The following is an 18612-nucleotide window of genomic DNA, read 5'->3' as shown; positions in this document are numbered from 1 at the left end:
GTCGGGTGCGGCTCAGCTGCGCCAGCCGGCGGCCCGTTGGCCCGCGACCCAGGCCGCGACCTGCGTGCGGCGCTGCAGGCCCATCTTGGACAGCAGCGACGTGATGTGGTTCTTGACGGTCTTCTCCGCGACGCCGAGCCGCTCGCCGATCTCCCGGTTGGACAGGCCTTCGCCGATGAGGTCGAGGACCTTGCGCTCCGAGGGTGTGAGGTCGGCCGTGGGGTCCTCGTGGTCGGCCCGTCGGCGGGTCACGGTGCGCTCGTCGAGCAGGGTGCGCCCGGCGGCGACCGCCTTGACGACCTCGGCGATCTCGGCGCCCCGGACGGTCTTGAGCAGGTACGCCTTCGCGCCGGCGTTGAGAGCCTGGGCGAGTGCGTCGTCGTCGTCGAAGGACGTCAGCACGATGGAACGGGCCGCGGGCAGCTTCTCCCGCAGCGTGGCGATGATGTCGATCCCGGTGCCGTCGGGCAGCTGCAGGTCCACCAGGAGCACCTCGGGGCGCACGAGCTCGGCACGCCGCACGGCCTCGGCCACGGAACCGGCCTCGGCGACGACGGTGAGCCCGTCGGCCCGGTCGACGATCTCCGCGATGCCACGGCGGACCACTTCGTGGTCGTCGATGATCATCACGCGGATGTCGCGCTCGGCCTTGTTCTGGGTGTTGGACACGCGACGAGCCTACCCAACGTCATGGGTCGGGAAGGCCCAGGACACGGCCCGCGCCGTCAGCGGTGCGCCGGCCGGTGCTGGCAGGAGGGGCAGGAGAAGGAGCCCCGGTTCATGAACTGCTCACGCCGGACGGGTCGCCCGCAGCGCGGGCACGGCAGCCCGGCCCGGCCGTAGACCGCCAGCGACCGGGCGAACCATCCCGCAGCACCGTCGACGTCGACGTACAGGGCGTCGAAGCTCGTGCCCCCGGCGGCGAGTGCCTCCGTCATGACCTCGGTCGCGGCGTCGAAGAGCGTGCGCAGCCGGCTGGGGCCGAGCGAGTCGGTGCGCCGCCCACCGTGCAGGCGGGCACGCCACAGGGCCTCGTCGGCGTAGATGTTGCCCACGCCGGAGACGAGCGCCTGATCGAGCAGGGCACGCTTGATCTCGGTGCTGCGGGAACGTGTGCGGCGCACCAGGGCGGCGTGGTCGAGCGCCGGGTCCAGCAGGTCGCGGGCGATGTGTGCGACCGGGCCGGGCAGCAGCGGTGCGGCGGATCCGTGGCCGCCGGGGGCCCCGTCACTCGTGGGCACGGTCGCCACCGCCATGACGTGGCCGAAGGTGCGCTGGTCCACGAACCACAGCTCGCCGCCGTCCTCGAGGAGGACCCGCACCCGCAGGTGGGCGGTGGTGGTGGGGATGGTGCGCACCGTGGTGGGGGCGCGGGTGGCGGTGAGATCGGCGGTGGGACCGGGACCGGCGAGGTAGGGGGTCGGGTCGGCGCCCGGGCGGGGTTCGGCGACCGGGCCGGGGACGGTGGTGTGGTCAAGATCACCGGCGCCCGAGCCCGCTCCGGCGGTGGCCGGGACGGGTTCGCCGGCCCGGGCACCCGGCTCGTGGACGAGGAGCTGGCCGCTCATCCCGAGGTGGGTCAGCAGCGCTTCGGCCCCGGCGCCGTAGGGCAACCAGAGGTACTTCCCGCGGCGCACGGCCGCGGTGAACGTCTGCCCGCGCAGGCGCGCGACGAGTTCGGCGGCGCCGCCGTCCTGACGGCGCACGGCGCGCGGGTGGGCCACCTCGACGTCGCGCACGGTGCGGCCGACCAGGTGGGCGGCGAGCCCCCGCCGGACGGTCTCGACCTCGGGCAGCTCGGGCACTCAGGCGCCCGGGTGCTCGTCGAGCCGCTGGTAGGCGTCCTGCGCGGCGTTCTGCTCGGACACCTTCTTCGAGGTACCGGTGCCGTTGCCCCGGACCTCGCCGTCGAGGGTGACGACGGCGTCGAAGGTGCGGGCATGGTCCGGGCCGGTGCCGACGACCGCGTAGACGGGGCTCCCGAGGCCGCGCCCGGCGGCGAGCTCCTGCAGGGACGTCTTCCAGTCCAGGCCTGCTCCGAGGCGTTCCGCCTCGTCCAGGAGGTCGCGGACGAGGTGCTCGACGACGACGCGCGTGTGCTCGAGTCCGTGGCACAGGTACGTGGCACCGATGAGCGCCTCGACCGTGTCGGACAGGATGGAGTCCTTCTCCCGCCCGCCGGTCACGAGCTCGCCGCGGCCGAGGAGGATGTACGGGCCCAGGCCGAGCTCGCGGGCCACGGACGCGAGCGCCCGCTGGCTCACGGTGGCGGCGCGCATGCGGGCGAGGTCCCCCTCGGGGACGTCGGGGTGTCGGCGGTAGAGGTACTCGGTGACGATGATCCCGAGCACCGAGTCGCCGAGGAACTCGAGGCGCTCGTTGGTGGGGAGGCCGCCCGCCTCGTGCGCGAAGGAGCGGTGCGTCAGCGCCAGGACGAGCAGCTCGCCGTCGATATGGGTGCCGAGCGAGGTCAGCAGCGTCTCGACGTCGGTGCGGGTCGGTTCCCCGTCCCCGGCGAGCCGGGACCGCTTCCTGCTCACGCCCGCTCACCCGGTCCGGCCGGCGCGCCGCCGCCGGGCAGGTCGTGCGGACCGGGCAGGCCCTCGGGGGCGTCGTCCGGCCGGCGCAGACCCTCGAGCGCGGCCCAGCGGGGGTCGAGGTGTTCGTGGTGGTGACCGGGCTCGGCGTCGTCGAGGCGGACGCCGCAGTCGGGGCACAGGCCGGCGCAGTCGGGGCGGCACAGCGGCCGGAACGGCAGCGCGAGGACGACGGCGTCGCGGAGCGTGGGCTCGAGGTCGAGGTCCTCGCCGACGAGCTCGGGCAGGTCCGCGGCCTCCTCGTCGCCGTCCGCCAGGAGGGTGGCCTTGCGGGCGGGGTAGTAGTAGAGCTCGGTGAGGGACACGGTGGCCTGGTCCTCGATCTCCCGCAGGCAGCGGGCGCACTCCCCGCGCAGCGGGGCCGTGACGCCGCCGGTGACGAGCACGCCGTCGCTGACCGCCTCGAGGCGCAGGTCCAGGGCGACGTCCGCACCCTCGGGCACCCCGATCACCGCGGTCCCCAGCTCGGCCGGGGCCGGGACGGCGCGGACGAGCTCGCGGAACGACCCCGCCGAGCGGCCGAGGTCGTGCGTGCTGACCACGAGGGGGGATCGCGCGTGCATGAGTGCTCCTGTGGGTGCGGCCCCGTCCGGGGCGGTGGCGGCCGGGCGCGGGCCGCGGCCGACCTTCGATGCTACCCGCCGGGCGAGGCCACCGCGCCCGCCAGGGCGTAGGCCGGCGCACCGGGCGCGCTGTGCGCCGATCGAGGGCCGGGCCCGCACGCCCGCGAGGGTCTCAGGCCCCTCCGGCGGCGTCCCGGTGGGACCGCGCCGCCAGTGCGGCCCGGCCGGCCTGGACCTGGGTGGTGACCGCACCGAGGTCGATCTCGAACTGGGCGAGCTGCCGGTCGCAGTAGTCGTCGGCGTCGGCGGCGAGCTTGGTCGCCGTCGTCTCGGCGGCCGCGACGATCTGCTCGGCCCGCTCCTGCGCGAGGACGGTGACGCGCTCGGCGGCGACGAGTCCTTCCGCCGTCGTCTCGGCGGCCGCGACGATCTCGGCGGCCCGGGTCCGGGCGCGCTCGAGGACGGCGTCCGCGTCGGCGACGATGTCGTCGGCGGCGTGGATCTCCTGCGGTACCACGGTGCGGGCCGCCGCGAGCAGCTCGAGGGCCTCGGCCTTGTTGACGAGCACGGAGGCGGACATCGGCATCGGGCGGGCGCGGCCGATCAGCTCGCCGAGCTCGTCGAGGATCGAGAGCAGGTCGGCGCCGTCCTCGGGCTGGTCCGCGGCGGGCCGGTCGGTGGTCGGCTGGTCGGTCATCGTTGCTCTCCTGTCTCGGCCACGCCCAGGGCGGTGCGCAGCGCGGCGGCGACACCGGCGGGGACGAGGTCGTCGACCCGCCCTCCGTGCCGGGCCACGTCCTTCACCAACGACGAGGCCACGTGCCCGAGGGTCGGGTCCCCCATGACGAAGATGGTCTCGACGGCGGCCAGGTGCCGGTTCATCAGGGCCATGGCCTGCTCGGCGTCGTAGTCCGCCGCGCCGCGCAGCCCCTTGACGATGGCGGAGGCACCGACATCGGTGCAGAAGTCGGCGAGCAGGCCCTCGACGAGCGCGACGCGGACGCCGTCGATCCCGGCGACGGCCGCGCGGGCCAGGTCGACCCGCTGCTGCTCGTCGAAGAGGTACCGCTTGCCGGCGTTGTGCGCGACGGCGACGACGACCTCGTCGAACATCGCCCGCGCGCGGCGCACGACGTCGACGTGACCGAGCGTGATCGGGTCGAACGATCCGGGGCAGACCGCCCGGTTCATGCCCGTCTCTCCTTGCCCATGGCGGCCACGTTAGCCCCCGGAGCCGGCCGCCTCGGCGAACCACACGACGGTGTCGCCGTAGGAGCGCGGGCCCAGCGCCGCGAGGTGGTCGGGCCAGCGGGGCTCCGGGCTGCGGCGGTCGCGTTCGACGACGACGACGGCATCCGGGGCGAGCCAGCCGCGGCCGAGCAGGGCCAGCACGTCGGCGAGGTCCTCCTGCTCGACGTCGTAGGGCGGGTCGAGCAGGACGAGGTCCGCCGGTGTCCCCGCGCCCGCGAGGTGGGTCTGGACCCGGGCCGCCACGACGTCGATCAGGGGGTCGAGGCCGAGGGCCTCGGCATTGGCGCGGCACAGCGCGGCGGCCGCGCGGGCGGCCTCGACGAGGGTGACGCGCGCGGCGCCGCGGGAGGCGGCCTCGAGCCCGAGCGCGCCGGAGCCTGCGTAGAGGTCGAGCACGCGGGCGCCGTCGACGACGTCGAGGTGCTCGAGCCGGGAGAAGAGTGCCTCCCGCACCCGCTCAGACGTCGGCCGGGTGCCGGAGCGCGGCACCTTGAGGGTGCGGCCGCCGGCCACACCGGCGACGATCCTGGTCACCCCGACAGGGTAGGTGCCCTCACGCGGCCTGGTGGAACTGATTGCCGGTGCGGTCGCCCGCATCGAGCAGCGCCCCCTCGGGCACGATGTCGTCGCGCCGCACGCGCGCGCCGTCCACGAGGCGAGCGTTCGCGCCGATCCGCACCCGGTCGCCCACGTGGACACCGGTACCGAGGACCGCCCCAGGGCCGACGTGGGCGCGCGTCCCCACCGTCGTGCGCGTGCCCACGACGGCGGCGACGTCGATCCAGGCCGCGGCCTCGAGGCGGGCGCCGGCGTGCACGACCGCACCGGGGTCGACGTAGGCGGTCTCGGCGACGAACGCGGTGGGATCGACGCGGGCCCCCACCTCGACCAGACCCCCGCCGTTGGGGTGGGGCAGATAACGCCGGACGACTCCGTGGTCGTCCTCGAACTCGACGTACTTCTTACGCATGGAGCCTCCTCACACAGATCTCGGTCGAAACGGTTCGAACGAGGCACCTGTCCAGCGAACATCTGTTCAACGCTGCAGTGCGCCGAGGTGTTCCCCACGCATGGTGGGATGCCGCCCCCACCGCGATCATCGTGACCACCGGGTGGCCGATCCGGCCGTGCGGCGGCGAGCCCGCCCGGAGCCGCCCGGAGGGAGCCGCCCGGAGCCGTGCGCCTGGCGGGCGCCGTGACCGATGTCAGAAGGGGTAGCGCTCGATCTCGGACTGCACCGTGCTCCACTGCAGGTCGGTGAACGTCTCGAGGTTGGCTCGGGGGCCGCCGAACTGGCCGCCGACACCGGAGGCCTTGACGCCGCCGAACGGGATGGTGGCCTCGTCGTCGACCGTCTGGTCGTTGATGTGGACGGCGCCGGAGGTGATGCGCGAGGCCAGCTCGAAACCGGTGAAGGCGTTCGAGGTGAGGATGCCGACCGAGAGGCCGTACTCACTGGCGTTGATGAGCTTCGACCCACCCGACGGACCAAGTCCCTAACCGGCGCCGCACGCCCGGCCGCTCAGGTGCGCTGAAGGTAGGCGGCGGCGTCCTCGTCGATCGACTCGGCCACGATCGTGGCCAGCCCCGGCTCGGTGGTGAGGTCCGGGTCACGGGCCACGAGGTCCCGGGCGGCGGCCCGGGCAGCCTCGATGATCGGGGCGTCCGTGAGCACCCGGAGCAGCCGCAGGGAGCTGGAGCGACCGGACTGCGAGGCGCCGAGGACGTCACCCTCGCGGCGCAGCTTCAGGTCCGTCTCGGCGAGCACGAAGCCGTCGGTGGTCGCGGCGAACGCGGCCAGCCGCTTACCGGCGGGCGACGCCGGGTGGGCGTGCGTCAGCACCGCGCACCAGCCCGGCCGGCTGCCGCGACCGATCCGGCCTCGCAGCTGGTGCAGCTGGGAGAGGCCGAAGCGGTCGGCGTCCTGGATCACCATCAGGGTCGCCTCCGGGACGTCGACGCCGACCTCGATCACCGTGGTCGAGACGAGCACGGGCGCTCGCCCGGACGCGAAGTCCGCCATCGCGGCGTCCTTGGTCTCCGCCGGGAGCCGGCCGTGCATCTCGACGATCACCACGCCGTCCAGCGCGGGTGCCGCCCGCAGCAGCGCGGTCACCTCCTCGACCGAGGCCGGCGGCGGCCGGGGCGGGCCCTCGTCCTCGAGGTTGAAGAGCTCGTCGGTGACGTCGTCGGTGCGGCCGTTCGCGGCGGCGTCGGTGTCGGTGTCGACCTCCCCCGGGGCGATGCGCGGGCACACGACGTAGGCCCGCCCACCGGCGTCGACCTCCGAACGCACGAAGTCCCAGAGCTTGGCGATCGCGTCGGTGTTGCCCGCCGAACGGATCACGGTGCGCACGCCCGCCCGCCCCGCCGGCAGCTCCCGCAGGGTGGAGGTCTCCAGGTCCCCGAAGCTCGTCATGGCGACCGTGCGGGGGATGGGGGTGGCGGTCATGACGAGCAGGTGCGGGGTGGCGCGACCCTTCGCGCGCAACGCGTCCCGCTGCTCGACGCCGAACCGGTGCTGCTCGTCCACCACCACCAGGCCGAGGTCGGGGATCTGGACCACCTCGCTGAGCAGCGCATGGGTGCCGATCACGATCCCCGCCTCCCCCGAGGCCGCCGCGGCGAGTGCCTTGCGGCGGGCCACGGTGTTCATCGAGCCGGTGAGGAGGACCACGCGGGTGGCCTGCTCCGCGCCGCCGAGCATCCCCGCCTCCGCCAGCGGGCCGAGGAGATCGGTGATGGTGCGGTGGTGCTGTTGCGCGAGCACCTCGGTCGGTGCGAGCAGCGCCGCCTGCCTCCCGGCATCGACGACCTGGAGCATGGCCCGCAGCGCGACGACCGTCTTGCCGGACCCGACCTCCCCCTGGAGGAGCCGCATCATCGGTACCGGTTCGGCGAGCTCGCGCTCGAGGACGCCCGCGACCTCCCGCTGGCCGGCGGTCAGCTCGAAGGGCAGCCGGGCGTCGAACGCGTCACGGACACCACCGGCTCGGGCCGGGTGCGCGGTGGTGGCCTCCGCCTGGGTGACCGCCCGGCGCTGGGCCAGCACGGTCTGCAGGACGAACGCCTCCTCGTGGCGGAACCGCTTCCGGGCGAGCCGGGCGTCCTCGAGGCGGTGGGGTGCGTGGATGCCGCGCAGCGCCGTGAGGATGTCGGGCAGCCCGTGGGTCTCGCGGTACGCCGCGGGCAGCGCCTCGGGGATGTCGTCGGGCTCCAGCGTGGTCAGCACCGTCGCGACGGACTTCTCGATCCGCCAGCTCGGGATCGCCGCGGAGGCCGGGTAGAACGGGATGGGCCAGTCGATCTTCTGCACGGCGGCGAACTCGTCGTCGAGGTCGTCGAAGGTCTCGTAGTCCGGGTGGGTGAGCTGGCGGTTGCCGCGGTAGTCGCTCACGGTGCCGGTGAACATGCCGGTGGCGCCGGGACGGAGGCGTCGCTCGTGGACCTCGAGGCTGCCGCGGTGCTTGCCGAAGAACGTCAGCACGAGCTCGTCGGTGCCGTCGGTGATGCGCGCGGTGAGGATGGCGCCCTGCTTGGCGCGCATGGGTCGCAGGTCGCTGCCCGCCACGCGCGCGATGACGGTGACGTGGTCACCGATGCGCAGCTCGCCGAGCGCCGTGAGGCGTCCGCGGTCGCCGTAGCGGCGCGGGTAGTGGCGGAGCAGATCGCCCACGGTCCCCAGCCCGAGCTTGCCGAGCGCCCGCCCGGTCCTCGGGCCGAGCTCTCGCTCCAGGCTCCGCCCGAGCCGGCCCCGCCCCTCGCCGACCAGGGCCGGGTCGTGCCGCGCCCCACGCGCGATCCGCTCGGTCATGCCGCCAGGTTATCCGGCACCGCCGACAACCCGGCGCCGGCTCGGTGACCGGCGCGCGCTGGTACGGGCTCGCACCGACAGGTTCCGCCCCGCGGCGAGGCCGCTACCGTGTGTCCCCGTGGCCGATACCACGGAGCGTCCTGTGGCCGACGCCACGGGCACCCGCCGACTCCTGCGTTTGGGACGGGGGATGTTCTCGGGTACTCTTTCCAGGTTGCCCGTCCCGGCCAGGTCCTCGCCTGTGCCCCCTCGGGCCCACCGAACCCCCGCACGGTCGACTTCCGGCCGTGCGCCAGCGAGAAGATCAGGAGAACGACCGTGGCTGCCACCTGCGACGTCTGCGGCAAGCGCCCCAGCTTCGGCAAGAGCGTCTCGCACTCCCACGTGCGGACCAGCCGCCGTTGGAACCCGAACATCCAGCGCGTACGCGCCCTCGTCGACGGCGCCCCCAAGCGCGTGAACGTGTGCACCTCGTGCCTCAAGGCCGACAAGGTCATCCGCGCCATCTGACGCTGCGCGCACCGAGAAGGCCGTCGTCCTGCGGGACGGCGGCCTTTTCGTGGGTCCGGGAGCCGGCGCCCTCACCCCTGCCCCGCCACCTGGGCACGGTGCCAGGCCTCGACCTCGGCCGCGAGCTCACCGCGCCGCCGGTCGTCGACGAACGCGGCCTCGACGGCGTGCCGCGCCAGCGCGGTCACCTCGTCCAGGGACAGGCCGAGCGCCTCACGGAGCCGATGGAAGTTGTCGTCGAGGTACCCGCCGAAGTACGCGGGGTCGTCGGAGTTGACGGTGACCACCACCCCGCGCGCCAGCAGCTCACGCAGCGGGTAGTCCTCGAGACGGTCGAGCACCCGCAGCCGCACGTTCGACAGGGGGCACAGCGTCAGGGGGACGCGCTCGGCGGCCAGCCGGTCCACCAGGGCGTCATCCTCCAGGGCCCGCAGGCCGTGGTCCACGCGTTCGACCCCGAGGACGTCGAGCACCTCGCGGACGTTGGCGGCGGGCCCCTCCTCTCCGGCGTGCGCGACGCGGCGCAGCCCGTGCGCGGCCGCGAGGTCGAAGACCGGTTTGAAGGGCGCCGCGGGGCCGACCTCGCTCGAGCACAGCCCGACACCGAGGAGTGCGACGTCGAGGCGCAGGATCTCCTGGAGCGTGGCCAGCGCGTCCGCGGCGGGCAGATGGCGCAGGAAGGTGACGATCAACCCGGTGGAGATGCCGAGCTCGCGTCCGTCCACCGCAAGCGCCTCGGTCACGCCACGCAGCGCGACCTCCGCCGGGACACCCCGCGCGGTGTGCGCCTGGATGTCGAGGAACACCTCGGCGTGCCGCACCCCCGCCCGGTGCGCCTGGGCCAGGTACGCCCGGGTGAGGTCGGCGAAGTCCTCCTCGTGGCGCAGCACGGCCATGTTCGCGTAGTACAGGTCGAGGAAGCTCTGCAGGCCCGTGAAGCCGTAGCGGCGGCGCAGCGCCGCGACGTCGGCGTCGGGCAGCGCGATCCCGTTGCGGTCCGCGACGGCGAAGATCAGCTCGGGCTCGAACGTTCCCTCGAGGTGGACGTGAAGCTCGACGGCGGGCATCTGCATCCGGACATGATGACAGCCGGGGCGGGGCAGGTGGCTGTGGGCGGGGCGCCGCCGGGTCAGCGGAAGTGGTCCCACCCGGTGCGGGTCACCGCGGGCACCGTCCCGCCGACCAGGACGGTGCCGGCCGGGTGCCCGGCGGTCGGCGCGCGCACGACGCCCAGCCGACGGAATCCCGTTGGAAGGGCCGCGCCGGGCGGGAAGGTGGCGAGCATGCCGTGGTCCTCGCCACCGGTCAGCGCCCACCGGGTCGCGTCGTGCTCGAGGCGGGGGGCGACATCGGCGAGCGCGGCGAGGTCCCCGGGCACGCTCGCCGTGAGCGGGGCGAGGTCGAGGACGACGCCGGAGGCGCGGCCCAGCCGGCCGGCGTCCTTGAGCAGCCCGTCGGAGACGTCCATCATCGCGCTCGCCCCCGCGTCCGCGGCGGCCGGGCCCGCCTCGAACGGGGGCCGGGGTCGCAGGAAGTCCCGCACCAGCTCCTCGTCCGCGCCACCGCGCCGGCCGGTGGCCAGCAGCGCGTTGCCCGCCGCGCCACGGCCCAGGGCGCCCCGGTGTGCCACCACGTCCCCGACGCGGGCGCCGGAGCGCAGCACGGGCTCGCGGCCCTCGAGGTCGCCGTGGGCGGTGACCGCGGCGACGAGCTGGTCCCCGCCCGAGAGATCGCCGCCGTCGACACCGACGCCGAGCGGGCCGCACGCCTCCGTGAGCCCGCGGCTGAAGTCGTGCAGCCAGGCCAGCGGCGTGGTCGCCGGGAGGACCAGCGCGACGACGAGCGTCGTGGGGCGGGCACCCATGCCGGCGACGTCGGCCATGTTCTGCACGGCGGCGCGCCAGCCGACGTCGGCACCGGTGGACCAGTCGGTACGGAAGTGGCGCCCCTCGACGAGGACGTCGGTGGTCACGCAGAACCGCCCGTCGGGCGAGGCGACGACGGCGCAGTCGTCACCGGTCGGGACGATCGCGGCCGTCCCGCGCGGGAGCAGTGGGACGAAGGAGGCGATCAGCTCGTCCTCGCTCAGGTCGGACACGACCGGGCCGGCGTCGGGGGCGCTCACCCCGTCACCGTACAGTGACGGGGTGCCCGCCGAAGCGTCCGGTCCCCTCCGTCGGCCCCGCCATCCGGTCGGCCCGACCCGTCGGACCGGGCTGGCGGCACTCGCGGTCGCCGGCCTCGCGCTCACCGGCTGCGCGGTGCCGGCAGCGCTGCCGGCGGGCGAGGACGCGTCCGACCCGACGTGCGCCCGGGTGATCCTGGCGACGCCGGACGAGCTGGGCGGGCTCGAGCGCCGCGAGACCACCGCGCAGGCCGCCACCGCGTGGGGTGATCCGGCCGTGACGGTGCGTTGCGGCGTCGTCCCGCCCGGGCCGACGACGGACCGGTGCCTGAACGTGGAGCAGCGCGACGGCACGTCCGTGGACTGGATCCAGCTCGAGGCCGACGACGAGCGTCTACCCGACCACGCCCGCTCGGGGCAGGGCTCGTGGAGCTTCGTGACCTACGGACGCACCCCGGCGGTCGAGGTGGTGGTGCCCGTCGAACAGGTCACCGGCCAGCCCACGGCGTTCCTGGTGGACCTCGCGCCGGCGGTGCGGATCAGCCCGGCCGAGCGGTTCTGCGTGGGGGCCGATGACGTCGCCTGACCCTCAGCGCAGCCCGGCGGGCCGTTCCAGGGCGAGCCGGATGAGCTCGTCGATCAGCGCCGGGTAGTCGACGCCGGAGCGCTCCCACAGCAGCGGGTACATGGAGAACGGCGTGAACCCGGGCATCGTGTTGACCTCGTTGACCACCACCGCGCCGAGCGGGTCGTAGAAGAAGTCCACCCGGGCGAGGCCCTCGCAGCCCAACGCGTCGAAGGCGTCGGCAGCGAGGCCGCGCACCCGGTCGGTGATCTCGGTGGGCAGGTCCGCGGGCGCCGCCATGGTCAGCGCGGCGGTGTCGACGTACTTCGTCTCGTAGTCGTAGAAACCCGAGGCGGTGGGCGTCAGGAGGATCTCTCCCGGCACGGAGACCCGGGGGGCGTCGTCGCCGTGACCGCCGAGGACGGCGCACTCGATCTCCCGGCCCTCGATCCCGGCCTCGACGATGACCTTCGGGTCGTGCCGCTGCGCGGCCTCGACGGCGGCGGCGACGTCCTCGTCGCGGTCCACCCGGGAGATGCCGAGCGAGGAGCCGGCGCGCGCGGGCTTGACGAACACGGGCAGCCCGAGGGAGGCGACGGCGTCGAGCGCGCGGGCCCGGTCGGTACGCCAGAGCCGGGGGCTGATCACCGTGTAGGGGCCGACCGGCAGCCCGTGCCCGGCCAGGACCACCTTCATGTAGTGCTTGTCCATACCGACGGCGGAGGCGAGCACGCCGGAGCCGACATAGCGCCGGCCGGCCATCTCGAACAGGCCCTGGACGGTGCCGTCCTCGCCGTAGGGCCCGTGCAGCAGCGGCAGGACCACGTCGATCGGGCCGACGTCGGTGAGCGGCCGCCCGGCGGCGCCGGTGACGAGCTCGGTGTGGGAGTCCCCGAGCGGGACGAGCACCTCGGCGTCGGCGAGGGTGACCTCGGCCCGGCCACCCTCGAGCAGCGCGGGGTCGTCGGGGACCAGGACCCACTCCCCCGTGCGGGTGATGCCGACCGGGACGACGTCGTAACTCTCACGGTCGATGGCGCGGAGCACGCCCGCGGCGGTGGCGCAGCTGACGGAGTGCTCGCCGCTGCGTCCGCCGAAGACGACGGCGACGCGCACGCGTCGGGCGTCGCCGCCCGTCGGCGTCGGCGGGGTGGGGGCCTGGTTCTGCGAGACGTTCATCGGCGAGGACATTACCGGCGTTAGCCTGGACGCCGTGACCAGCCGCGCCCAGCATCAGCCCGCCGACCTCTCCCCGGACACGGTGGCGGTGACCGCCGGCCGGCCCCCGCGTGAGCAGGGCGGCCCGGTGAACCCGCCCGTGGTGCTCTCCTCGACGTACTTCTCCACCGGCGCACCGGGCCCGGAGATGATGTACACCCGGTACAACACGGAGACGTGGCTCCCGCTGGAGGAGGCGATCGGGGCGCTGGAGGGTGCGCAGGCACCGGCCCTGGTGTTCGCCTCGGGTATGGCGGCGATCGACGCCGCGCTGCGGCTGGCCGAACCCGGCAGCGCCGTCGTCGTCCCGCGCCACGCCTATCTCGCCACGCTCACCGCCGCGAAGGAGCAGGTCGCCCGCGAGGGCGGGGAGCTGCGCGCGGTGGACATCGCCGACACCGACGCCGTCGTGGCGGCCCTCGCCCCCGCCGACGGGCGCCGCGCGAGCCTGCTGTGGATCGAGTCGCCGACGAACCCGATGCTCGAGGTCGCGGACGTCCCCGCACTGGTGGCCGCGGCCCGCACGGCCGGGGTGCGCACCGTCGTCGACAACACGTTCGCGACGCCGCTCGCCCAGCGCCCGCTCGGCATGGGCGCCGACGTCGTCGTCCACTCGGTGACGAAGTACCTCGCCGGACACTCCGACGTGCTCCTCGGTGCGGCGGTGACCGACGACGCCGAGCTCCGCGCCCGCCTGCACGCCCGGCGCACCACCGGCGGCGCCATCGCCGGGCCGTGGGAGGCCTGGTTGGCGCTGCGGGGGCTGCGCACGCTCGCGCTGCGCGTCCAGCGGTCCCAGGCGTCCGCGCTGACGATCGCGTGCCGCCTCGCCGAGCACCCCCTCGTGGCCGAGGTCCAGCACCCGGGCCTGCCCACCCACCCGCAGCACGAGCGGGCCGCGGCGCTCATGTCCGGCTTCGGCTCGATACTCACGCTGCGCCCGCGCGGTGGCATCGCGGCGGCGGAGGCCATCGCGCGGGCGGTGCGGCTGTGGCTGCCCGCCACCAGCCTGGGCGGGGTGGAGTCGAGCCTGGAGCGGCGCCGTCGCCTCCCCGCCGAGGCCTCGACCGTGCCCGCGGACCTGCTGCGCCTGAGCGTCGGCATCGAGGACGTCGAGGACCTCTGGGCGGACCTGGACCAGGCGCTGCGCGCCGGTGCCTGAGGTGCCGTCCCGCGGCGCGTGCCTGAGGCGGAACGGCGGGTGCGACCCCTACTGTGGGGGTGTGCGGCACCGACCGGTGCGGAGGAAAGGCCCTGGAGGGACGATGAGGAGCTCGAAGCGCGTCGCGGTCGCGATCACCGCGGCGCTGACGCTCACGCTGGCAGCGTGCGGCAACCCGGACGGCGAGGCCTCCACCGCGGCCACCGGCACGCCGACCGCGACGGCGGCGCCGACGGAGACCACGGCCGAGCCGACCACCGACGCACCCACCACCGTGGCGGAGCCGGCGGACTCGGACGTGCCGTTCTCCACGGAGCCCCGGAACGACGCCGCGTGGCCCGGCAGCGGCGGCGACCTGCTGCCCGTCGACGTCCGCATCGCCGCCCACGAGGGCTACGACCGCGTGGTCTTCGAGATGACGGGGCAGGACGTCCCCGGCTTCCGCGTCGAGTACGTCGACGCGGCCGTCAACTCGGGCAAGGGCAACGAGATCGACGTCGCCGGGGATGCCACGCTCCAGGTGGTCCTCACCGGGTTCCGCTACCCCGACGAGGGCGAGACGGGCTGGCTCGAACCGGGGCGCGTGCCCGGCTCGGGCACCGCGGACGTCACCGAGGTCGTCGTGACAGGCATCTTCGAGGGCCAGAACCAGGCCTTCATCGGCCTGGACGCGCAGGCGCCGTTCCGGGCCTTCACGCTCACCGAGCCGGCCCGCCTGATCGTGGACGTCCAGACGGCGGGCTGATCGGCCGACCCGGGCCGACCTACTCGAGCTTGAAGCCGATCCTCACGCGCACCTGGAAGTAGGCGATGCCGCCGCCGTCGAGCTGACCGCGCACCTCCGACACCTCGAACCAATCGAGACCGCGGAGGGTCTCGCCGGCCTTGGCGACGGCGTTGCGGATGGCCTGGTCGACGCCGTCGGGCGAGGTGCCGACGATCTCGGTGACCTTGTACGTGCTGCTGCTCATGATCGCTCCTTCGCTGTCCGTGAGCCCCCCAGCGTCCTCCCACGCCGCGCCGCGCGCACCCCGACCGCGCGCCCGCGACTCGCGCCGGGCGGCCCGGCGGCGTTGTGACCGGCGCGGGGGTCGCCGTCGCGGCGCATGTCGTACGGCCGCTCCGGCGGCTCCTCGGCGCGGATGTGCGCGAGCTGGCGCGTGATGGCGGCCGTGATGCGCGCGGTCGCCTCCCCGAGGGTGGCGTGGTCGGGCTCGGTACCGTCGAGGCCGGAGAGGTCGACCGGCGGGCCGGCGACCACGGTGACCGGCCGGCGCGGGACGATCCGCAACCAGTTCGAGTACCGCGGCAGGATCCGGTGCGCACCCCACTGGGCGACGGGGATGACCGGCACGCCGGTGCGCAGCGCCAGCCGGGCGGCGCCCGTACGGCCGGTCATCGGCCACAGGTCGGGGTCCCGGGTGAACGTGCCCTCGGGGAAGATCACCACGCACCCGCCCGCGGTCAGCGCGGCGTCGGCCGCGGCCAGCGCGTCGCGGGCGTTGGCCGTCCCGCGGTGCACGGGGATCTGCCCCGCGTGTCCCAGCAGCGCGGCCACGACACGGTTGCCGAACAGCTCGGACTTGGCGAGGAACCTCGGCGCCGCACCGTGGCCGTCGAGGAAGTGCGCCACGACCAGCGGGTCGAGGTTCGTCATGTGGTTGGCCACCACGATGAAGCCGCCGCTGCGGGGCAGGTGCTCGCCGCCGTACCACGACCGGCGGGTCAGCACCCGCAGGAGCGGCCGGAGGATCAGCGCCAGGACTCGGTAGGTCCGGGGCTCCTGACGTGGCACGTTCGTGATCGTAGCCACCCGTGGCCGCCGGCACTGCCGACGGGGTCGGCAACGGGGTGCGCCGTCGGTGGACCGCCGCCGGTTCGGGGGGTCATGTCATGCGAGGAGCACCCGGCTCCCCCGTAGCCGGACGATCTTCGCGGCGTCGGCGACGATCCGGGCGGCGAGCACGTCCGAGACGCCGGGCAGCCCCGCGACCAGCCGCACGTCCGCTCGGGAGAGGGCGACGACGTCGTGCACGCCGGCCGCCGCGAGCGCGGCCGCCCGGGCCGGGCCGATGAACTCGACGTCGGTGACCGCGGCCGCCACCCGGACGCCGGTGACCAGCGCCGGGCCGCCGGCCCACCCGGCGACCCGTACCCCGGGATCCGCGCGGGCGATGGTGAGCGGTCGGTCCACCACCTGGAACCGGGGCAGTGCCACGGTGACGGCGGAGCCGCTCACGCGGCCGCCGGTGCGGAGCCGGTCGGTCCCGCACGTCGGGCACGCCGTGAGCACCGCCGCACGGCCCGCGCCGGTGCGGACGGGCCGCGCCTTGCCGACGGGGCCGCGCTGCCCGCACGCCTGGCAGTAGCAGGCGGTGCCGTCCTCGCCCGCGCCGGCGGGCGTGGGCGGGCAGAGTCCCTCGGTGGGCACCGGTGCCGGGCACGGCACCCCGGCCTCGAACGTGATCTCGACGTCGGTCATGCGCACCTCGCCCGGGGCCGCGGAGGCGAAGTACAGGTCGACGGCGGTGGGCGCGTCCGCCGTCAGGCTCAGCGCGGTGAGGGTGACCTCGGCGCCGGCCGGGAGCACCACGGCGATCACCGCCTCCACGGCCCCCGCGGGGACGGTGCCGGTGGCGGCGCGGGCGTCCAGGTCGAGCACGTCCAGCGGGACCGTGACGGCCTCCCCGACGCCAGCGCCTGCCTCGTCCGCGAACGTCACCTCGGCCCGGGCCCCGGGGCTGCCGGCAGCGACGGCAGTGAGGGTGAGGTCCCAGACCGCGCCCGCGGCGACGGCGGCGCGGGCGGTGACGGCCGACGCCCCCGCGCCGGCGTTGGTCAGGACCACGGCCGGGCCACCCGCCGTGGACGCGGCCGGGACACCGGCGGACGGGCCCTGGGCGGGCGCCAGGGGCGTCGCCGTGGTGTCGACCGAGGCCGGCTCCCAGGCGCCGACGACCGCCTCGGCGGACCCGGCGAGCGTCACCTTGTCCACCAGGAGCAGCGACTCCGCGGTGAAGAACCGCACCTCCGCGCTGCGCGCTCCGACCGGGGCGACGAGTACGGCCTCGTGATGGGGCACCGCCTCGAGGGAGGCCCGCTCGGCCACGTCGAACACCGTCACGGGCACCCGGTCCACTCGCTCGACGGTGCACCCGTCCCCCGTCCAGCGCACCTGCGCGCTCGCCCCCGCCACGAGCGCGAGGCCGTCGAACGCGAACCGGTAGCGCGCCCCGCCGACGACGGGCATGACCTGCGACATGGCGGTCGGTCCCCCGGGTGGCGTGAGCCGGGAGGCGGCGCGGTCCCCGGCCGTGCCGGTGGCGAAGCCGCTGCCACCGGTGGTCACGCCGCCGACGGCCGGCGCCGGGACGCTGCGGACGATCGGGGGTTCCTGACCGAGCACGGCCATCACCTCGCCGGTGGCCGGCAGGCTCACCGGCCGCACGGTACCGGCGGTCACCTCCCACTCGGCCGGCTGCGCGTCGCCGACGGTGACGAGCTGGGCCCGGTCGGCGTAGGGCTTGGTGAGCAGGGCGTGCGTACCCGCCGGACTGACGACCACGGCCGTCTCGCCGTCACCGTCGACCGTGACGCGGGCGGGGGTGAACCGCCGCGTGGCCACCTCGAGCACGCCCACGGCGTCGTCGAGGGCAACCGCCGCGAGCGCGCCCGTGCCGTCCAGCGCGATCGACGTCGCGCCGCCCGGGTCGAGCGGGACCTCGTCGGCGACGATCAGGTCCCGCACCCGCAGGTAGGTGACACCCGCCGGCTCGAGGAGCAGCAGGTGGTCCCCCGGCGGCCACGCCGTCGCCACGGTGTCGGCGACGGCCGTGGCGGGCGCCTCCCGGGGGTCGCCGGACGCCACGGCGGCGCGGTCGCGGTAGGTGAACAGGCGGGTCACCGGGAGGTCGTCGGTGGTTCGGGTCAGCAGCGCCACCTGCCCGGCCGGGCCGGTGGTCAGGTGCACGGGGTCACCGGGACGCACGTCCCGGGGTCCGTTCTCCCAGTCCAGCGGGGAGCCACCGGCGGCCGCCTCGAGGTCCGCCCAGTCGACGTGGCGCAGCACCGTGGCGGTCCCGCCCTCGCCCGGCCGCCGGCTCGCCAGGTAGACGCCGCGCCCGTCCGGGGCGGCGACGATCGACCGCGTCGCCGGCGGGGCCCCGACGGCGCCGATCGGCCGCAGGGTCGCGGCATCGACGAGCACCAGGGTGTCGGGCCCCTCGGCGGCGCCACCGCCGAGGGGGCTGCCCGGGGTGAGGACGAGGGCGAGGCGGCGCCCGGCGCCGTCGCGCGCGAGGGCCACCGGGACGCCGGCGGCGAGTGCGGACTCGCGCAGCGCCGCGGCGGCGAAGACGTCCACCTCGATGAGGCCCGTCTGCGCCCGGTCCTCGACGAAGCGGTGCCCGACGACGAACGCGCGGGCGCCGTCGGCGCTGAACACGGCCAGCTCGTGGGCCGCGCCACCGTCGGGGGACCGCACGGAGCGACCCGCGTGCGGGAGCGCGCCGAGGCGGAACCACTCGGCGAAGTCCCCGTTGGCGACGTGTTCCCCCGGCCCGGCCCCGCCCCCGGCGGCGGCGACGGCGGTGTTGATGGCCTGGGCGACCTCGGGGAAGTCGAGGGCGAAGTCGATGGTGCCGGAGGGGGCGAAGCGCTGCAGGGAGACGGCGCTCTCGCCACCGGCGCCGCCGACCCGCAGCTCGAGCGGGACCTGGAACCCGGTCGTGGTGTGCCGCAGGCGCAGGGCGGCCCCGAGCCCGGCGGGGGCGGCACCGACCGCGCCGGCACCCGCAGCGGTCGGGGC

General features: G+C 75.4%; 19 protein-coding genes and 1 pseudogene. 4 read left to right on the top strand and 16 right to left on the bottom strand.

Annotation, left to right across the window (positions count from 1 at the left end):
* Positions 1-12 precede the first annotated feature (12 nt).
* The 10 genes and pseudogenes from ACYC1Z_RS04805 to ACYC1Z_RS04760 all read right to left on the bottom strand — a co-directional run bounded on the left by ACYC1Z_RS04805 (position 13) and on the right by ACYC1Z_RS04760 (position 8225).
* Entirely contained in the window at positions 13-627 is a 615-nt protein-coding gene (locus ACYC1Z_RS04805; RefSeq protein WP_461408410.1) for a response regulator, read from the bottom strand.
* A gap of 98 nt (positions 628-725) precedes the next feature.
* Entirely contained in the window at positions 726-1805 is a 1080-nt protein-coding gene (gene mutM, locus ACYC1Z_RS04800; protein ID WP_461408403.1) for a bifunctional DNA-formamidopyrimidine glycosylase/DNA-(apurinic or apyrimidinic site) lyase, read from the bottom strand.
* Positions 1806-2540, bottom strand: a complete 735-nt coding sequence (gene rnc, locus ACYC1Z_RS04795) for a ribonuclease III (RefSeq protein ID WP_461408402.1) — start codon at positions 2538-2540, stop codon at positions 1806-1808.
* On the bottom strand, positions 2537-3160 hold the full coding sequence (locus ACYC1Z_RS04790) for a YceD family protein (RefSeq protein ID WP_461408401.1): 624 nt from the start codon (positions 3158-3160) through the stop codon (positions 2537-2539). Before ACYC1Z_RS04790 ends, rnc begins: the two co-directional genes overlap by 4 nt.
* A gap of 172 nt (positions 3161-3332) precedes the next feature.
* Positions 3333-3857: a hypothetical protein gene (locus tag ACYC1Z_RS04785; RefSeq protein WP_461408400.1), complete on the bottom strand. Its 525-nt coding sequence runs from the start codon at positions 3855-3857 to the stop codon at positions 3333-3335.
* Positions 3854-4351 (bottom strand): pantetheine-phosphate adenylyltransferase, encoded by a 498-nt coding sequence (gene coaD / locus ACYC1Z_RS04780; protein ID WP_461408399.1) that lies wholly within the window; start codon positions 4349-4351, stop codon positions 3854-3856. The genes ACYC1Z_RS04785 and coaD overlap by 4 nt, the downstream gene beginning before the upstream one ends.
* A 30-nt stretch (positions 4352-4381) precedes the next feature.
* Positions 4382-4945 (bottom strand): 16S rRNA (guanine(966)-N(2))-methyltransferase RsmD, encoded by a 564-nt coding sequence (rsmD, locus tag ACYC1Z_RS04775; RefSeq protein WP_461408398.1) that lies wholly within the window; start codon positions 4943-4945, stop codon positions 4382-4384.
* Positions 4946-4964: 19 nt separating this feature from the next.
* Positions 4965-5381 (bottom strand): transferase, encoded by a 417-nt coding sequence (locus ACYC1Z_RS04770; protein ID WP_461408397.1) that lies wholly within the window; start codon positions 5379-5381, stop codon positions 4965-4967.
* A gap of 235 nt (positions 5382-5616) precedes the next feature.
* A pseudogene (locus ACYC1Z_RS04765) lies at positions 5617-5883 on the bottom strand (aldehyde dehydrogenase family protein); the annotation flags it as partial.
* 50 nt (positions 5884-5933) lie between these two features.
* Positions 5934-8225 (bottom strand): ATP-dependent DNA helicase RecG, encoded by a 2292-nt coding sequence (locus ACYC1Z_RS04760; protein ID WP_461408396.1) that lies wholly within the window; start codon positions 8223-8225, stop codon positions 5934-5936.
* Between the two features lie 318 nt (positions 8226-8543).
* Here ACYC1Z_RS04760 and rpmB point away from each other — a divergent pair, with 318 nt between their 5' ends.
* Positions 8544-8735, top strand: a complete 192-nt coding sequence (gene rpmB / locus ACYC1Z_RS04755; RefSeq protein ID WP_461408395.1) for a 50S ribosomal protein L28 — start codon at positions 8544-8546, stop codon at positions 8733-8735.
* Positions 8736-8806: 71 nt separating this feature from the next.
* On the opposite strand, the gene ACYC1Z_RS04750 is transcribed toward rpmB, so the two are convergent.
* Together ACYC1Z_RS04750 and ACYC1Z_RS04745 are read right to left on the bottom strand one after the other, a co-directional pair.
* Positions 8807-9808, bottom strand: a complete 1002-nt coding sequence (locus tag ACYC1Z_RS04750; RefSeq protein WP_461408394.1) for an adenosine deaminase — start codon at positions 9806-9808, stop codon at positions 8807-8809.
* 56 nt (positions 9809-9864) lie between these two features.
* The gene (locus tag ACYC1Z_RS04745) at positions 9865-10860 is read right to left on the bottom strand and encodes a thiamine-phosphate kinase (protein ID WP_461408393.1); all 996 of its coding nucleotides are present in this window, start codon (positions 10858-10860) and stop codon (positions 9865-9867) included.
* A gap of 22 nt (positions 10861-10882) precedes the next feature.
* Between ACYC1Z_RS04745 and ACYC1Z_RS04740 the strand changes: the two genes are divergently transcribed.
* Positions 10883-11446, top strand: a complete 564-nt coding sequence (locus tag ACYC1Z_RS04740) for a DUF3515 family protein (RefSeq protein WP_461408392.1) — start codon at positions 10883-10885, stop codon at positions 11444-11446.
* 3 nt (positions 11447-11449) lie between these two features.
* Here the strand turns inward: ACYC1Z_RS04740 and ACYC1Z_RS04735 are convergent, their stop codons facing one another.
* Entirely contained in the window at positions 11450-12604 is a 1155-nt protein-coding gene (locus ACYC1Z_RS04735; protein ID WP_461408391.1) for a D-alanine--D-alanine ligase family protein, read from the bottom strand.
* A gap of 34 nt (positions 12605-12638) precedes the next feature.
* Between ACYC1Z_RS04735 and ACYC1Z_RS04730 the strand changes: the two genes are divergently transcribed.
* Together ACYC1Z_RS04730 and ACYC1Z_RS04725 are read left to right on the top strand one after the other, a co-directional pair.
* Positions 12639-13805, top strand: a complete 1167-nt coding sequence (locus ACYC1Z_RS04730) for a trans-sulfuration enzyme family protein (RefSeq protein ID WP_461408390.1) — start codon at positions 12639-12641, stop codon at positions 13803-13805.
* Between the two features lie 103 nt (positions 13806-13908).
* Positions 13909-14550, top strand: a complete 642-nt coding sequence (locus ACYC1Z_RS04725; RefSeq protein WP_461408389.1) for an AMIN-like domain-containing (lipo)protein — start codon at positions 13909-13911, stop codon at positions 14548-14550.
* Between the two features lie 19 nt (positions 14551-14569).
* Here ACYC1Z_RS04725 and ACYC1Z_RS04720 read toward each other — a convergent pair whose 3' ends face one another.
* The 3 genes from ACYC1Z_RS04720 to ACYC1Z_RS04710 form a co-directional block, all read right to left on the bottom strand.
* Positions 14570-14776, bottom strand: coding sequence for a dodecin (locus tag ACYC1Z_RS04720; protein ID WP_461408388.1), 207 nt, complete (start codon positions 14774-14776; stop codon positions 14570-14572).
* A complete protein-coding gene (locus tag ACYC1Z_RS04715) occupies positions 14773-15600 on the bottom strand; it encodes a lysophospholipid acyltransferase family protein (RefSeq protein WP_461408387.1) in 828 nt (275 codons plus the stop codon). The genes ACYC1Z_RS04720 and ACYC1Z_RS04715 overlap by 4 nt, the downstream gene beginning before the upstream one ends.
* A gap of 96 nt (positions 15601-15696) precedes the next feature.
* A partial coding sequence (locus ACYC1Z_RS04710) for a helix-hairpin-helix domain-containing protein (protein ID WP_461408386.1) occupies positions 15697-18612 on the bottom strand: 2916 nt, incomplete at its 5' end.

The sequence above is a fragment of the Georgenia sp. genome (assembly GCF_054605595.1).
Note: the sequence above shows the minus strand (reverse complement) of the source record. Positions and strands in the feature narration are given on the sequence as shown.

Bases quoted from the DNA above. Each gene is read 5' to 3' on its own strand.
- ACYC1Z_RS04785 (WP_461408400.1), bottom strand. From the start codon at position 3,857: ATGACCGACCAGCCGACCACCGACCGGCCCGCCGCGGACCAGCCCGAG.
- ACYC1Z_RS04770 (WP_461408397.1), bottom strand. From the start codon at position 5,381: ATGCGTAAGAAGTACGTCGAGTTCGAGGACGACCACGGAGTCGTCCGG.
- ACYC1Z_RS04760 (WP_461408396.1), bottom strand. From the start codon at position 8,225: ATGACCGAGCGGATCGCGCGTGGGGCGCGGCACGACCCGGCCCTGGTC.
- ACYC1Z_RS04750 (WP_461408394.1), bottom strand. From the start codon at position 9,808: ATGCAGATGCCCGCCGTCGAGCTTCACGTCCACCTCGAGGGAACGTTC.
- coaD (WP_461408399.1), bottom strand. From the start codon at position 4,351: ATGAACCGGGCGGTCTGCCCCGGATCGTTCGACCCGATCACGCTCGGT.
- ACYC1Z_RS04805 (WP_461408410.1), bottom strand. From the start codon at position 627: ATGATCATCGACGACCACGAAGTGGTCCGCCGTGGCATCGCGGAGATC.
- ACYC1Z_RS04720 (WP_461408388.1), bottom strand. From the start codon at position 14,776: ATGAGCAGCAGCACGTACAAGGTCACCGAGATCGTCGGCACCTCGCCC.
- ACYC1Z_RS04735 (WP_461408391.1), bottom strand. From the start codon at position 12,604: ATGAACGTCTCGCAGAACCAGGCCCCCACCCCGCCGACGCCGACGGGC.
- ACYC1Z_RS04725 (WP_461408389.1), top strand. From the start codon at position 13,909: ATGAGGAGCTCGAAGCGCGTCGCGGTCGCGATCACCGCGGCGCTGACG.
- ACYC1Z_RS04790 (WP_461408401.1), bottom strand. From the start codon at position 3,160: ATGCACGCGCGATCCCCCCTCGTGGTCAGCACGCACGACCTCGGCCGC.